The 13,754-nt window shown below is 28.9% G+C and carries 14 protein-coding genes; all 14 read right to left on the bottom strand.

The genetic code is table 11. The annotated features are described in order from the left end of the window. Positions 1-4: 4 nt before the first annotated feature. The 14 genes from ASC41_RS04200 to ASC41_RS04265 all read right to left on the bottom strand — a co-directional run bounded on the left by ASC41_RS04200 (position 5) and on the right by ASC41_RS04265 (position 13,752). Entirely contained in the window at positions 5-1,090 is a 1,086-nt protein-coding gene (locus ASC41_RS04200; RefSeq protein WP_055435386.1) for a glycosyltransferase family 4 protein, read from the bottom strand. Further along, entirely contained in the window at positions 1,081-2,475 is a 1,395-nt protein-coding gene (locus ASC41_RS04205) for a hypothetical protein (protein ID WP_055435387.1), read from the bottom strand. The genes ASC41_RS04200 and ASC41_RS04205 overlap by 10 nt, the downstream gene beginning before the upstream one ends. A 3-nt stretch (positions 2,476-2,478) precedes the next feature. Further along, positions 2,479-3,177, bottom strand: a complete 699-nt coding sequence (locus ASC41_RS04210) for an acylneuraminate cytidylyltransferase family protein (protein WP_055435388.1) — start codon at positions 3,175-3,177, stop codon at positions 2,479-2,481. 1 nt (position 3,178) lies between these two features. Then, entirely contained in the window at positions 3,179-4,333 is a 1,155-nt protein-coding gene (gene neuC / locus ASC41_RS04215) for a UDP-N-acetylglucosamine 2-epimerase (RefSeq protein WP_055435389.1), read from the bottom strand. Positions 4,334-4,340: 7 nt separating this feature from the next. Continuing rightward, positions 4,341-5,387, bottom strand: coding sequence for an N-acetylneuraminate synthase family protein (locus ASC41_RS04220; protein WP_055435390.1), 1,047 nt, complete (start codon positions 5,385-5,387; stop codon positions 4,341-4,343). 22 nt (positions 5,388-5,409) lie between these two features. Continuing rightward, positions 5,410-6,480: an acyltransferase family protein gene (locus tag ASC41_RS16580; protein WP_083477135.1), complete on the bottom strand. Its 1,071-nt coding sequence runs from the start codon at positions 6,478-6,480 to the stop codon at positions 5,410-5,412. A gap of 87 nt (positions 6,481-6,567) precedes the next feature. Further along, a complete protein-coding gene (locus tag ASC41_RS04230) occupies positions 6,568-7,290 on the bottom strand; it encodes an FkbM family methyltransferase (RefSeq protein ID WP_055435391.1) in 723 nt (240 codons plus the stop codon). 37 nt (positions 7,291-7,327) lie between these two features. Next, positions 7,328-8,215: a glycosyltransferase family 2 protein gene (locus tag ASC41_RS04235; RefSeq protein WP_083477136.1), complete on the bottom strand. Its 888-nt coding sequence runs from the start codon at positions 8,213-8,215 to the stop codon at positions 7,328-7,330. Continuing rightward, positions 8,215-9,474, bottom strand: coding sequence for a glycosyltransferase family protein (locus ASC41_RS04240; RefSeq protein WP_055435393.1), 1,260 nt, complete (start codon positions 9,472-9,474; stop codon positions 8,215-8,217). The genes ASC41_RS04235 and ASC41_RS04240 overlap by 1 nt, the downstream gene beginning before the upstream one ends. A 4-nt stretch (positions 9,475-9,478) precedes the next feature. Then, positions 9,479-10,078, bottom strand: coding sequence for an acyltransferase (locus ASC41_RS04245; RefSeq protein WP_152971412.1), 600 nt, complete (start codon positions 10,076-10,078; stop codon positions 9,479-9,481). 11 nt (positions 10,079-10,089) lie between these two features. Beyond that, entirely contained in the window at positions 10,090-10,935 is an 846-nt protein-coding gene (locus tag ASC41_RS04250; RefSeq protein WP_055435395.1) for a glycosyltransferase family 2 protein, read from the bottom strand. Between the two features lie 21 nt (positions 10,936-10,956). Further along, a complete protein-coding gene (locus ASC41_RS04255; protein ID WP_055435396.1) occupies positions 10,957-11,817 on the bottom strand; it encodes a glycosyltransferase in 861 nt (286 codons plus the stop codon). Position 11,818: 1 nt separating this feature from the next. Next, on the bottom strand, positions 11,819-12,715 hold the full coding sequence (locus ASC41_RS04260) for a glycosyltransferase family 2 protein (protein WP_055435397.1): 897 nt from the start codon (positions 12,713-12,715) through the stop codon (positions 11,819-11,821). Next, positions 12,709-13,752, bottom strand: coding sequence for an acyltransferase family protein (locus ASC41_RS04265; protein WP_055435398.1), 1,044 nt, complete (start codon positions 13,750-13,752; stop codon positions 12,709-12,711). Before ASC41_RS04265 ends, ASC41_RS04260 begins: the two co-directional genes overlap by 7 nt. Positions 13,753-13,754 lie beyond the last annotated feature (2 nt).

Below are 13,754 nucleotides of genomic sequence, written 5' to 3' on the forward strand. Positions count from 1 at the left end.
TTTTTTAATTTTTCAAAAGATTAATATGGTTCTCAACCATTAAATCTATAGAAAACTGAGATTCTATTAGATGCCTCGTATTTTCTTTAATACTTTTTTCTCCAGTAATTAAAGTTGTTAAAAGCGTTGTTAACGCATTGGTATCTTTCGTTTTAAATATATAGCCATTTTCACCATGTGTAACGACTTCTTCATTACCTCCAACTGGTGTGGTTACTACAGGTATGTTTGCGGCCAAACTTTCTAAAATCGACAAACTAAAGCACTCCATATGAGTTGGTTGTAATAAATAATCGTAATGTTGATAGGTTGTTTTTAATGTTGCACTACTGCCTTTAAAATTAAACACAGAATTTAATTGGTACAAAGCTACCAAGTCTAGCAATTCTGTTTTATAAAGTCCATCTCCATAAATAGTTATCCTTAATTCTTTTTTTAAAGCTTCTGGCAAGTTTTTTACAGCAAGTATTAAATCTTGAATACCTTTTGAAAAACGCAAATGAGAAACCACCATAAACTTAGGATTCGTTTTTGCTCTTTCTTCTGTTTTTGGCACAATGTCTTCTATTAAAACACCATTATAAACTGTTTTTGTTTTTGGTTTTAAAAAGTTACCAAAATCGTTTAAAATAGCATTGCTTGTATAGTCTGAAACACCAATAAATTCATCTATATATCTAGCATACAATCGTCCTTTTATTTTCTTCTTAATTCTTTTAATTAAAGGATAACCATTTAATGGTCTTGGATTATGATCTATAGTAATGACTTGAGTCTTTAAGTTCTTTTTTATTTCAGCAAAAAACGAAGTACATAGCTCTACAAAATGCGTTACAACATGTGAATACCCTGTTTTGTTTGTTTTTATATGATTAATAAATAAAGCTTCTATTGAAATATTTTCGTTTGCTATAATATTAAACGCGTTATAATCACCATGTGTTGCAGTATTTGGAAAAAACCAATCTACAGTTATATTTTCTTCTAAACACTTTTTATTAAAAGCCCAGAAAAAATAATCCATACCTCCAACGCGGTTTTCGAGTAGTTTGTAGTTGCAAATTACAGCTATATGTTGTTTTACGACCATTCTAATAATGTTTCTGCCATGCGGTTACTAGTACCTTTAAGCGCTTTACTTATTTCTAGTTTAATAAGTGCTTCTCTATTTTCCTTTCTTAATTCTGGTTGTATTAATGCTTCGTTTAAAGATGCGTGTAATTGCTTTTCATCTTTAGCAATAGCTACTGCTTTACTATCTATTACATATTCTAAATGCACATAGTTTAAAAATAATTGATCATTATATAATCCATTAGACGCATTACCAAAAACAGTATAAATAACAGGCTTATCGAACAATAAAAAGTCTAATCCCATTGTAGAACACATATTTACGTTCACATCTGAAAACTCTAATATTGCTCTTAAATCTTTAACATCCTCGACAGAAGGAATACGTTGCGACCAAGATTCTACATGATTATTTCTGGCCAGTTTCCATTTTGGAACATTCCATTTTATTTCTGGAAATTCACTTTTTAGTGGCTCGAACCTTAAACCATCTTCCGCTGGAGATGTTCTAACCAAAAGTTGTAAATTTAGTTCTGGATTGGCCTTTATATATTGCATTACAGAGGTAATATGCACACTATCATTAGCTCCTATTCCAGCATCCGCACAACTATAACAAATAAGGCGTTTGGAAGTCTCTAGGTTAAACTTTTTAAACAGGCTTAATTTATCTGTTTTATATTGCTCCATAACATAAGGCTCAAACTGTGGTGTACCAATAACTTTAATATTGTCCTTTTTTGTATTTGGATAAAAATATTCTAATTCTTTTTTCATTAAATCACTCCATACCAAATAGCTATTAAAGCTACCCATCATTCTTCCTTTAGAAGCTAAATTATCCCAACTAAAAATAAACGAAGATGTTTTAATATTTAAAAGATTAGCACAATACACTAAAGGTGCTAAATAAGGTGGTCTTTGGTGCGTGAAAAATAATATATCTGGTTTATCCTCTTTTAAAAAACGTTTATAATTTGCTGTTACTTTATCATTTTTAAAGGAGTTAAACTGCAAGCGTTCATATTTATTAATGGCTTTTTCTGAATGGTAAACACCAGCAATTTTATAAACCAACTTAATTAATAAACCTCTTTTAGTATTCTTCTTTGGATAGCCACGCTTTAGATTGTTATTTATACCATAATAGTTTTTATGAAGCGTCATGTGTGCTACCTCTTTAAGCTTTCTATAAAACCATGTTCTATTTCCTTCTGTAAAGATTTCTAATTCTTTTACTTCAATATTACTGGGCAGTGTTACAACATTATAACTTTCCTTTGGTAACCCTGAATATATAACAACACTAGTGTATGCTTTAGAAACTTCATTTAAAAAATTACTTAAAACAAAGTTTCTATAGCCTACTCCATCAGTTATAACTATTCCTATTTTTTTCATCAGTTATAAAAACTTGGTTTTACAAATGGTTTCGGCTTTCTCCCAATCTTCAATAGTATCTATATTTACATGTGTTTCTCTATTTGAAACGACATAAGAAATAGAATCTCCAAATAAAGAATTACCTTTTAATATTACATCTATTTTTGTTAAATATATACTACCATCTCGATGGTAAGTTTTTGGCAAATCTTGTCTGCGACTAATAATTTGTTTTTCTCCTGTAGCTATTTGCAACTCATTATTTTCATTGGCTTTAAACGTCCAATGTGGATTAAATTCGTGAGGTACTTCTAAAACCGATACTAATGCATCTGTTTTTGCTTGTATAAAAGTCTCTATTGCTTTATCTAAAAAAGCAACCGTTCTAAATGGACTTGTAACTTGAAGCAAACAAACAGCATCAAAAACTTCGCCTTTGGCTTTGTAAAACTCTAATGCATGTTGAATAACACCTAAAGTTGGCGATTTATCTTCGGAAAGACTAGAAGGTCTTTTAAAAGGAATAGTAATACCTAAAGCGTTACCAACTTTAATAATAGCATCGTCCTCTGTGCTTAATATTACTTTTGAAAGTTGCTTGCTCTTTGAAGCCACTTCCCAAGTATATTCTAACAAAGGTTTTCCGGCTAACATTTTAATGTTTTTACCAGGAATGCCTTTAGATCCGCCTCTAGCTGGTATAATACCTAGAATTCTCATATTAATATGTAATGGTTTTATGAAACTCTAAAGTTACATTTGCTAATGTTTCAGCAATTTTAACACCTGCTTCTCCATCTCCATAAATAGATTCTGAAGTAATATTTTTATTCGCAATACGTTCTAATATTGCTGCTTTTATTTTGTCTTTATCATAAGAAACATCGGTAACATTATTACCACGTTGTCTTCTATTTTGGCGTGTTCCAATATTTACAACTGGCACACCTAAATAAGAACATTCTCTAATACCAACACTAGAATTACCGATTAGACATTGACTATTAACTAATAGTTTTAAAAAATCGTTAGGTTCCATATTCTTAAAAAAGTGAATGTTTTTGGGTTGATTATTTTCCCTAAAACTTCTTATTCCGCTAGACGTTCCGTCTGATCCAGCATCTACATTTGGCCAAAACCAAAAAGTAGGCATATTTAATTCGTTTACAACCTCTAAGGTTTTTATTACATCTTCTCTTGCAGATTTGTACTCTGTAGTTACAGGATGTTGCATAACAACAATATAGCCATCTTCCCAATTAATAAGCTCTCCAACGCCACCATATTTTTTAAAAGGATCGAAATCTAATTTTGAGTTTTGTTTAATTTCTAAAGCTAAATCTATAGATGGACAACCTGTATTAAAAACAGTTTCTGGTCGCTCTCCCATTTTTATAACACGTTCGTAAGCGTCTTGAGATGCTACCAAATGAATATCTGCTAACTTAGTATTGGCATGCCTTACTTTTTCGTCTATATTACCTGTAACTTCTCCTCCTTGAATATGAATTAAAGGTATGTTTTGATAAGCTGCAGCAATAGAAGCTGCTATAGTTTCAAACCGATCTGCAATAGTAATTACAGCGTCTGGTTGTAATTTATAGAACACATTAGACAATTCCATAACACCTAAGCCTGTTGTTTTTGCCATAGCTGTTGGGTTTTCACCTTCTAAAACCATGAAGACTTTTTCTGCAACTTCAAATCCGTCATTTTCAATAGTATCTATAGCATTTCCATATCTACCTAATAAAGCAGAACCTGCAATAACTAATTGTAGCTCTAGTTTAGAATGGTTTTTTATTGCTGTTAATGCTGTCTTTATTCGGCTGTAAGACGGTCTTGCTGTTATAACAACACAAATTTTTCTAGCCATATTTAGTTTATTTAAAATCTTTTAAATTTAAGAAATCCCATTGCTTTAATTCGTGCTTTAAAGCTTTACCTATTACACTTTCATAGTCGCTAGCATTAATTCCAAACCCTTTTGGTTTTTTAGCTTCTAAATCTGAGAAGGTTAGCACATGTCCTTCTGGACAATCCCTATTTACTGATAATGATTTTTCAAAAATATGCTTTAATTCTATAAATTGTTCGTTTTTACTTTTATCTATTGGGTTGTTTTGTGCTGTATTAATATTTTTTACTGCTTTTACCAATTGTGTTGTTTCTTCAAAATTTAAAGAAGATTTAGCGTCTGGACCAAACATTTCTTTATTAAACACCACATGAAACTCTAAAATTTCAGCGCCTAATGCAGTTGCTGCAATACAGGCTTCTATTGATGAAGAGTGGTCTGAAAAACCAATAGGCACTTTATAACGTGCTTTCAATTCTTGAATCACATTTAAACCATACTGTTTAGCATTGGTTGGATAAGACGTTGTGCATTGTAATATAGAATAGTCTACGTTTCTTTTGTTTAAAAAATCTACAGTAGCATCCAACTCTTCTATAGAACTCATTCCAGAAGATATAATTACAGGCTTTCCTGTTTGTGCAATTTTTTCTAGTAATAGAAAATTATTTACTTCTCCAGAGCCTACTTTATAACGTTTTACACCTACTTTCTCTAATAAATCTATTGCTGCATTACTAAAAGGCGAACTCATAAATTCTAGCCCAACGGTATCACAATGTGCTTTTATTTCTTGCCATTGCTCTAGCGTAAACTCCATGCGTTTCCAGTACTCTAAACGTGTTTTATCCTGCTTAGAAAACTTTATACGAAAAGGCTCATGAATACTACTCTCTGCTTCAGCTATATGTGTTTGAAACTTAATCGCATTTGCTCCTGTTTTTGCAACAGCATCTATATATGCGTGTGCCATTCCTAAACTACCATCGTGTGCTTGTGCTATTTCTGCTATTATAAATAATGAAGAGTCATCGCCAATTGTCTTTCCTGATATTTCTTTATAAGAATCCATATAATGTTCTCTATAAGTTATTTTAATTTATCACTTTTTTTCTTTTCTGAGCATAATACTTGATTTTATCTCTAATCGGTTTTTCAACGTATAGATAACTTATAACAGACAAGCCAATAAGTATTAATAGTCTTAAAAAGAAGCAAAATAAGAAATCTTCGGCTTTATCTAAGCCAAAATACTTTTCTAATCTATAATCGCTTACATAAACCCAAACAATAAACTGAAGTATATATAAGCCATAACTTATTTCTCCTAAAAAAATAAAGCCTTTTTTATTAAATAATTTAGTTAAAAAGCCATTATTAAGAGATAATAATATAATAATTGGTACAAATAGTATAGCTAAAAAGCCATTATGAAAGTTAAGTCCAATAGGAAACTTTAAAGCTATTAATACTAGTGTAACTAAACCAATAATATGAAAATCATAATTTTTAGTTTTATTTCCTTTTTTTACAAAATAGAGTCCTGCAAGATTACCAATTAGAAACTCATTAAGATGAAAAATTGGATGAAAATTTAGATCGTATGTATTGTAAAAAAAGGAAGTAAACGTTGTTTGATAATTGAAATAATGAAATAGCAATTGGCTTATAAGCCAAAATAAAAGTATTGGTATAATTAATTTATTATAACTAATTTTAGAATAAAACCTATTGAATAAGAATGGAAACAATAGATAAAAAAACAACTCTACAGAAAGTGACCAAGCTGGAATATTAAAAGCTAATGCTTTACCAGGTATCCATGCTTGTACCATGAATATATTTAAAAACACATCTAAATAATTAACTTTATTTGAGATTATAGAAAGCACTAACAACAACAATATAGCAATAAGATACATTGGATAAATTCTAGCAAATCTACTTATCATGTAATCAATAAAATTTATTTTATTTTTTTTATGATATGCTATAATCATTACAAATCCAGAAAGTATAAAAAAGTAACTTACTCCAACATTGGCTTGTTTAAATAAAAATTGAATGTATTCACTATTAAAATATGAATCTCCACTTCCAAAGTGAAAAACAACAATTAAAAGTGCTGCGACAAACCTAGTAAAAGTAAGTTGTTCGATTCTCATTTTAGTTTTTTCTATTTTAAATTAAGGTTAGCTATTTAAAATAAAACAGCAAAAATCACGACTCTTATATCAATAAAAATATGTTGTTTACAATGCGTCATCAAATTTTAAATTTATAAATAAGGCATCAGATTTTGATGCTAGTCCTTCTTTTGTGTTACTAAAATCGTAAAACTTTGCCAGAACAAAATTATTTTTCTCTAAATAACTAAAAATCTCTCCAACACTTGATTGTCCAATAAAATTTAAATCGAAAAATAACTCAATGTGAATAAATTTAATTGCATTATTATTCATCATCTGTTTTGCTCCTTTTAAAACTTTTAGTTCAAAACCTTCAGTATCACTTTTTAATAAGTGGATATTTTTAATTGCGTTTTGTTCACAATACTTATCTATTGTTATAACGTCTACTAAATATTTATCTACAATTTTTGCGCTACCATAAGCACGTTCTAAAAAGGAATTCATGGCATCCCAAGAATATTCATTAAATTCTAATTTAGTAACCTCATCTCCAACAGCTAGATTATTTAGGTTAATACCTTTTTGGGTTTTTATATTTTTTTTAATTATTTCAAAACAATATTTACTAGCCTCAAAACCATGAATAATAGCATTTGGAATATCGGTTTTAATTTTTTTAATGGTTTGACCATGATTCATACCAATATCAAAAACAACAGGTGTTATTGTATTAAAAAAGTCTTTTGTAGCTAAAAAGGGATTTTCATTTTGAATACTATAATCACTATTCTTTACAATTCTATATCCAAATCTTTCTAATATTTTTTTTAAAATTTTTTTCATTATTTATTTTTAAATTTTACTTCAAATTACAATTGTTTTAATAAAATATTGGTGACGGTAATTTGTCTTTTAATTCTATAAATTTTGTTGCTATTGGTTTTCTGTATTTTAAAACATTTGGGAATTTAAATATCGCTTGAGATATAGCAAATACAAAACCTTTAAAAAAACTAAAATCCTTAATCGCGTACTTAAAAAAGTTATGATATATTAATTTTAAAATCTTAATTGCTGGGTATTTATAATATACTAGATAATAAAATAAGGTATTCTTTAATTGCTTTTCAAATCTAAAATAATTATTCCCTGCTTTTTTTCGTGCTGCCATGTCTACACGATGATTAACCGAAATGTTATTTGTATATAAAATTTTCTCACCATTGGCAATAACTTCTATGGATACACAAGACTCTTCTCCATAAATATCTACCCAAACTGGAAAACCTCTGGTATTAAAATAGGTGCTTTTTTTTATAGCAAAACCACAACCTACAAATTCTTTACATAAATAATGCAATTGTTTTTTAGGTTTAGAGGCTAATGCTTCACTATCATTTTTATAAATACCTTTTATTTCTTGAAAAGCTATAACACCAATACTTTCATCTTTATTAAATTGGTCTTCAACAATTTCAATAAAATTATTTTGCAAAGGATGTGCATCATCATCAAAGCCTATTAATATATCACCTTGAGATTTTTTATATAATATTTCTCGTGCAGCAGATGCTCCTATACTTTTATTTAACACAGTCCAATTTACCCAAGGTAATTGTTTAACAAGCATATTAGAATCGTCTTCACATCCATCTAATAGTACTAAAACTTCATGAATAGACTTATCGATTAAAGTATTCAACCTATTTAAGGTGAAATGCAAATCTGCTTTTCGATTTTTAGATATTATTAAAATGGATACTTTCATTAATTATTGTGGTCTATTTTATTTAAAACTGTTTTTACATAATCTGTACTTAAATAATGCTCAAGATCTGGACGGTTTAAACTTCCCTCTTTTTTTTGCACCCAATTTAAATAAAGCGTTTCTATCTTTGACGCTATTAATGCAACATCATCAACTTCCGAAACAAATGGATAAGCATCGCCCAACAAATGCCTAGTTTCACTTCGTTTAGGGCTTAAAGCTAATATAGGTTTATTTGCAAATACACAATGTGGAAACTTACCAGGTAAAAATGGGCTGATTTTAGATTTTGATTCTAAAATAATATTAACAGTTGCTCTATGCTGTAAAGTGTTTACGACATTAAATGGTACATTTTTTAAATGTAATTGTAATTGCGAGAGTGTTTGCTGCTCAATTTCTATTTCTTTTTGATGATAACTTGCTGGACCTATTAGTAATAATACCGAATTATCTTTCGCTTTTGGGTTTAATTCTAAAAACGTTCTATAGGCTTTTATTAAAAAGAATGGTGAGCGTTGTTTCATTAAATTTCCTGCGTGTAACAGTGTAAATTTATCATCATCTACAAACGCATTATACACGCCTAGTTCTTCTAAAACATCTACTTTTAATTGTTGATGTGGTATTACCAGTCCTGTTTCTATAAAATTAGGAAAAAATTGTCCCATCCATTCTTTTAACAACTGGCTTGGAAAGGCTGAATACTTTGCACGCTCAGAAACTTTTCTAAAAAAGTATTCTTTTTGTTTGTAACCTGCTTCTGTCCAATTATAAGGTTCTGGGTATAAATGAAAAGGATAAGGGTCATGAACATAAGCCAACCATTTACTATGTAATTCTGGTAATTTAAGCATGGCATTATGTGGTCTAAAACTAGCGCCTTGACTTAATGTTATAATTAAATCGTGATTAGTATAGTATTTTTTTATTGCCTTTTGAATGCTTTTCGAGTCGTTAAAAAAAGTAAAAGAATGCCCAAAAATATTTTCTAAAAATTTAGATATATTAATTTTCGTCTTTCGTTGAAATATGCGTTGCGATCTACTTAATAAATAATTTAAACTTAGTTTTCTTTCTTTAATAGCAACACAATTAGCCAAAGGCATATTAATAGTTTTTCGAGTGTAATGAAGCACAGTAACTTGTTCTTTACATAAAAGCAATGTGTTTATTAACGCAACATTAGCCTTTGCTCCACTTGTAGCATTAATATCTATAGACTCTACAACAACTAATATTTTTTTATTTTCTAACATAAAATTACCAATTGGTTCTCCAGTCTATATTATTTTTAACCACAACTGCTGGATTACCTGTTATAATAGTTTTAGAGTCTTTAAAACTATTATTTACAACACTACCTAAGCCTATAATATTTATAGAAGATAACTTAACACCTGGCGCAAATTTACAAGAAGAGCCTATATAAATATCGTCTCCAATTTCTATATCTAAATTCTTTCCTGTTTGTGTATGTATAGAACCATGTGTCCAAAATTCAGAATTTTTTCCTGCAATCCATGTATTGTTACCTATTGTAATATTATTCCAAACATCGAAATAATGATTATTTATGACTCTAGAATTGTCTCCAATTTTAAAAACACCATTGCCAACAATATTATTTTTAGAATGGAACATGGTATTATCTCCTATTATTAAGGTTTTGCATATAAAATTATTATTGCTTGCTATTTTTACATTATCACCAATAGTTACGTTTTTACAATTTATATAAGCTTTGCCTATAGAGACGTTTTTACCAATTTTATAACCAAAAACCGTTCTCATAATCATAACTTTAAGCGATGAAAACGGAGTATACTTCAATAATTTCAATAAAATTACTTTAAACTTCATGTCTGTTTATTCTATTGTTTATGATAATAAATATTAATAAGACCTGTTATGTAAACAAAAAGACCAGCCATTATACCATTTTGAATAGAAAAATAAGTTGCCTTACTTTTTAGAAAAATCATTTTAAACTTTCTACTTTTAACACCTGCTGTGTCTGATCCTTGACCAATATGAACTACATGTGCATTTGGTACAATCATAATTTTAGAATCTTTTATTTTTCGTGTTAATCTTAAGCATAATTCGGTTTCTTCATAATACAGAAAAAAACGTTTATTAAATCCGCCAATTTCATCAATAACAGAACGTCTTATAAAAAAGTCTGCACCAGAAACATAATCTACTTGGTAAGGGTTACTTTCTCTTGGTTGTACAGCTTTTGGTACTTCGTTTATATAAAAGGTTTTTTTGTAAAAATGCTTCCAAAAACTACCTTTTACAAATAGTTTATAATTAGGAAAATTTGCAGATGATATACAATTATTCCCATTTTCTCTAAACATATGTCCACCAGCAATACCAACAGATGCGTTTTCCTTTTCTTCCATAAAGTTGAAAAGAATTTCGATAGCATTATTAATTAAATAAGCATCTGTATTTAGCAGAAAGAAATAATCGCCTTTAGCCACTTGCATACCAATATTATTAGCACGACCAAAACCTACATTTTTTTTATTAGCAATAAGTGTAACTTCTGGAAAAGCAGTTTTTATAGCTTCTACAGAGTTATCTACCGAAGCATTATCTACCACAATAACCTCTACGGTTATACCTTTTGTTTTTTGGTAAACAGATTGTATCGCATCTTGAGTAAGTTGCGATGTGTTATAGTTTACAAAAATTACACTTACGTTCATTAACTTAAATTTAAAATACTATTATTTATAATGTTCTCCTACTAATTCTCCTGCATTATCTACTCGCCATGATGCAGATTTGCTTGCTGTTTTCATGTAGTATTCTTGTTCGTTATTTAAATTACTATGGTCTATATACCAACCGCCATGCATTGCTATAAAAGGTGACTTTAATCTTAAAGACTTATAAAAATAGTTGTATTCAAATTGATTTAATGGTCTGTATAAAGCAAATGTGGTATCTATTTCTGCTATAAAATGACCGTCTTTATTTGTGTGTTCCCAAAAGCGTTTTTCCCACTTTACAATCTTCTCTTTATGTAAATTAGTATCTGGAATATTATCTATTTGCAAACTAAAGCCAACTTTAGACAGCTTTTTATCTTGCTCTAAAATGGCTTTAAATTTTAATAAAAAATCTTCTGGACAATTTGTATTTGGTACAATATCAGAATCTGTTACCACATAATAACCTTTTCCGTACTTTTTACTAATCTCTTTGTTTTTCCAGAACACACGATGGCCTTCATTTTTAGTGTTTCTAAAAACATCAACCGTATTTTCTATTGTTTTATAATAGTCCAAAAGTGGTTTATAAGTAGACACGTTATCTATTATTACTATGTTTTTAAAATGACGTTCTTGTAAAAAAGTAATTAGTTTTTTTAAATATTCTAATTGATTAAAACTAATAATAACAATAGGAATACTTTTATAATCTTTGTTTTGCGCTTTTACTGTTGTATTAAAAATAGGATTTAAAACACCATTAACTGTAAACTTAATGCGCCATCTAATAAAGACAAAAGTGTTCCTTAAAAAGCGCTGCACGCTTTTTAAAAATACCCAAACACTATGTGTTATCTTTTTTATTGTTGACATATTACTTTTTAGAAACTAAAATTCTCCTTATTAATTTTAAAAATGGAATAAGACTAAAGTTCTGAACATATTTTTTAAATAAAAACTGCCATTCTTGTTTTACTAATTTTCTTTTACGCTTAATAATTATTTCATAAATAAGAAATAATCTAAGTCTTAAAGCTTTAGGATATTCCTGAGACTTCTCATCAATTACATTTCTATAAAATTGAATTGCAGATTCTTGTTTTAAGCCAATATTACTTTTTTTACCAGAAATACTTTCATTAGAAACTCTAATATAAACCATACTATCGTTTATGGTATAAATAGGTTTGTTTTCGCTAAAATCTATCCATGCTTTATCATCACTAAACCAAGCTAAAGGATAATTTACAAAACCTTGTTTTTTATAAGATTCTGTTTTAAAAATATGCTCGGATAATGAGCTTCTAGAAGCGCCATCGTATTTTCTCATGTGAGACGTGATCGCATCTTCCCAAACTGGATGTGTATAAACTTTAGACTTAGTATTTGTAGTATCAAACACCATTTGCGATGCAAACCTAACCACGTTAGCCTTAGTTTTAAAACTATTGTATTGCTCGTAAAAAGTCTTTACTACATGTTCTCCCAAATAATCGTCGTCTCCTAAAATCATGAGCCATGTTTCGTCTGCAATTAAATTAATGCATCTATCCCATTGTTTTACTAAAGAAGTACCACCAAGGTTTGTACTAAATTTATGATATACAATATCTAATTGCGACTTATAAGTATCTAAAAGTGTTTCTGGATTTTCTGTACTCGCATCGTTACCAATATAAACTTTAAAGCGTTGGTCGCTTTGCAGTGCCAAAGATTTTAAAGTGGCTTCGAAAGAAGATAATTTGTAATATGGTATTACGATTGCTAGCATTCTAAAGTTTTAGGTTGAAATAGTTTCTTATATATTAATGCCTTTTTTTCTATTAAATGCCATGATAAATATCCGAAAATGAAAGATAGCAAAATGGAATAAAACATTAAAGCCATTATCCCAAAATCAAAATAATACATTAAGGTTTGTTGTATAGGAAATCCATAAATATAAATACCATAAGATGCATCTCCATATTTACCAAAATTCTTTAAGTATGCTAATGGTTTTAAACCAAAAAGTAAAATAATAATTGGAAGCGTAAAGTGAGTTACAAGCTTATAAAAATCAAACCATACAGCGACTAAAACAAGCACTAATGTTGACCAAAAAACAATGTTTTTATATTTTAAATTTTCAATTTTAAACATTGCTAAAACACTACCAAACACAAAATAAGTACATAATTTTAAAAAGGAACTACCATACATTCCTAAAACACTAATACCTCCTAAATTATCCATAAAAAAATTATAACCAACATACATTGCTATAAAAACTACCAAAGTAGACACCTTAATAAGATTCGTTTTTGTTTTAACAAAATAAAAAAAGGCGAGTAAACTATACATAGTAAATTCATAACAAATAGTCCACAATGAACCATTAATAGCCTTTGGATATGGATTGTTCTCAAAAACACCAGTTATACTATATTGTAAATTATAAAGAGAAATATTTCTGAAAAAATAGTAGTAAGCAGAACCATTTTTATAATATGGAACATTGCTTTCGTAAACAAAAGGCGCTAAAAACACAGTTAATAAGAGTACGACTATTAAGGCAGGAAACAATCTTAAAATACGTTTCCAGAAATAATCTATAAGACTTTTACTGCGTTGTAAACTCTGATAAATTAAATAACCACTAATACTAAAAAATCCTGCTAGACCAATTGACGACCAACTTATTTGATTATTTGTTATTTTAAGTAACCATTCTGTTTCTCCATTATTAATAGACAAAGGATAAGAATGCGATACCAAAACTAATGTCGCAAATACAAACCTTAAAAAATCGAAATTATTAATTCTCATAT

The sequence above is a fragment of the Lacinutrix algicola genome (genome assembly GCF_001418085.1).
Classification (GTDB): Bacteria; Bacteroidota; Bacteroidia; order Flavobacteriales; family Flavobacteriaceae; genus Lacinutrix; species Lacinutrix algicola.

Coding starts and splice junctions, on each gene's coding strand:
- ASC41_RS04200 (WP_055435386.1), bottom strand. CDS start 1,090: ATGGTCGTAAAACAACATATAGCTGTAATTTGCAACTACAAACTACTC.
- ASC41_RS04205 (WP_055435387.1), bottom strand. CDS start 2,475: ATGAAAAAAATAGGAATAGTTATAACTGATGGAGTAGGCTATAGAAAC.
- ASC41_RS04210 (WP_055435388.1), bottom strand. CDS start 3,177: ATGAGAATTCTAGGTATTATACCAGCTAGAGGCGGATCTAAAGGCATT.
- neuC (WP_055435389.1), bottom strand. CDS start 4,333: ATGGCTAGAAAAATTTGTGTTGTTATAACAGCAAGACCGTCTTACAGC.
- ASC41_RS04220 (WP_055435390.1), bottom strand. CDS start 5,387: ATGGATTCTTATAAAGAAATATCAGGAAAGACAATTGGCGATGACTCT.
- ASC41_RS16580 (WP_083477135.1), bottom strand. CDS start 6,480: ATGAGAATCGAACAACTTACTTTTACTAGGTTTGTCGCAGCACTTTTA.
- ASC41_RS04230 (WP_055435391.1), bottom strand. CDS start 7,290: ATGAAAAAAATTTTAAAAAAAATATTAGAAAGATTTGGATATAGAATT.
- ASC41_RS04235 (WP_083477136.1), bottom strand. CDS start 8,215: ATGAAAGTATCCATTTTAATAATATCTAAAAATCGAAAAGCAGATTTG.
- ASC41_RS04240 (WP_055435393.1), bottom strand. CDS start 9,474: ATGTTAGAAAATAAAAAAATATTAGTTGTTGTAGAGTCTATAGATATT.
- ASC41_RS04245 (WP_152971412.1), bottom strand. CDS start 10,078: ATGAAGTTTAAAGTAATTTTATTGAAATTATTGAAGTATACTCCGTTT.
- ASC41_RS04250 (WP_055435395.1), bottom strand. CDS start 10,935: ATGAACGTAAGTGTAATTTTTGTAAACTATAACACATCGCAACTTACT.
- ASC41_RS04255 (WP_055435396.1), bottom strand. CDS start 11,817: ATGTCAACAATAAAAAAGATAACACATAGTGTTTGGGTATTTTTAAAA.
- ASC41_RS04260 (WP_055435397.1), bottom strand. CDS start 12,715: ATGCTAGCAATCGTAATACCATATTACAAATTATCTTCTTTCGAAGCC.
- ASC41_RS04265 (WP_055435398.1), bottom strand. CDS start 13,752: ATGAGAATTAATAATTTCGATTTTTTAAGGTTTGTATTTGCGACATTA.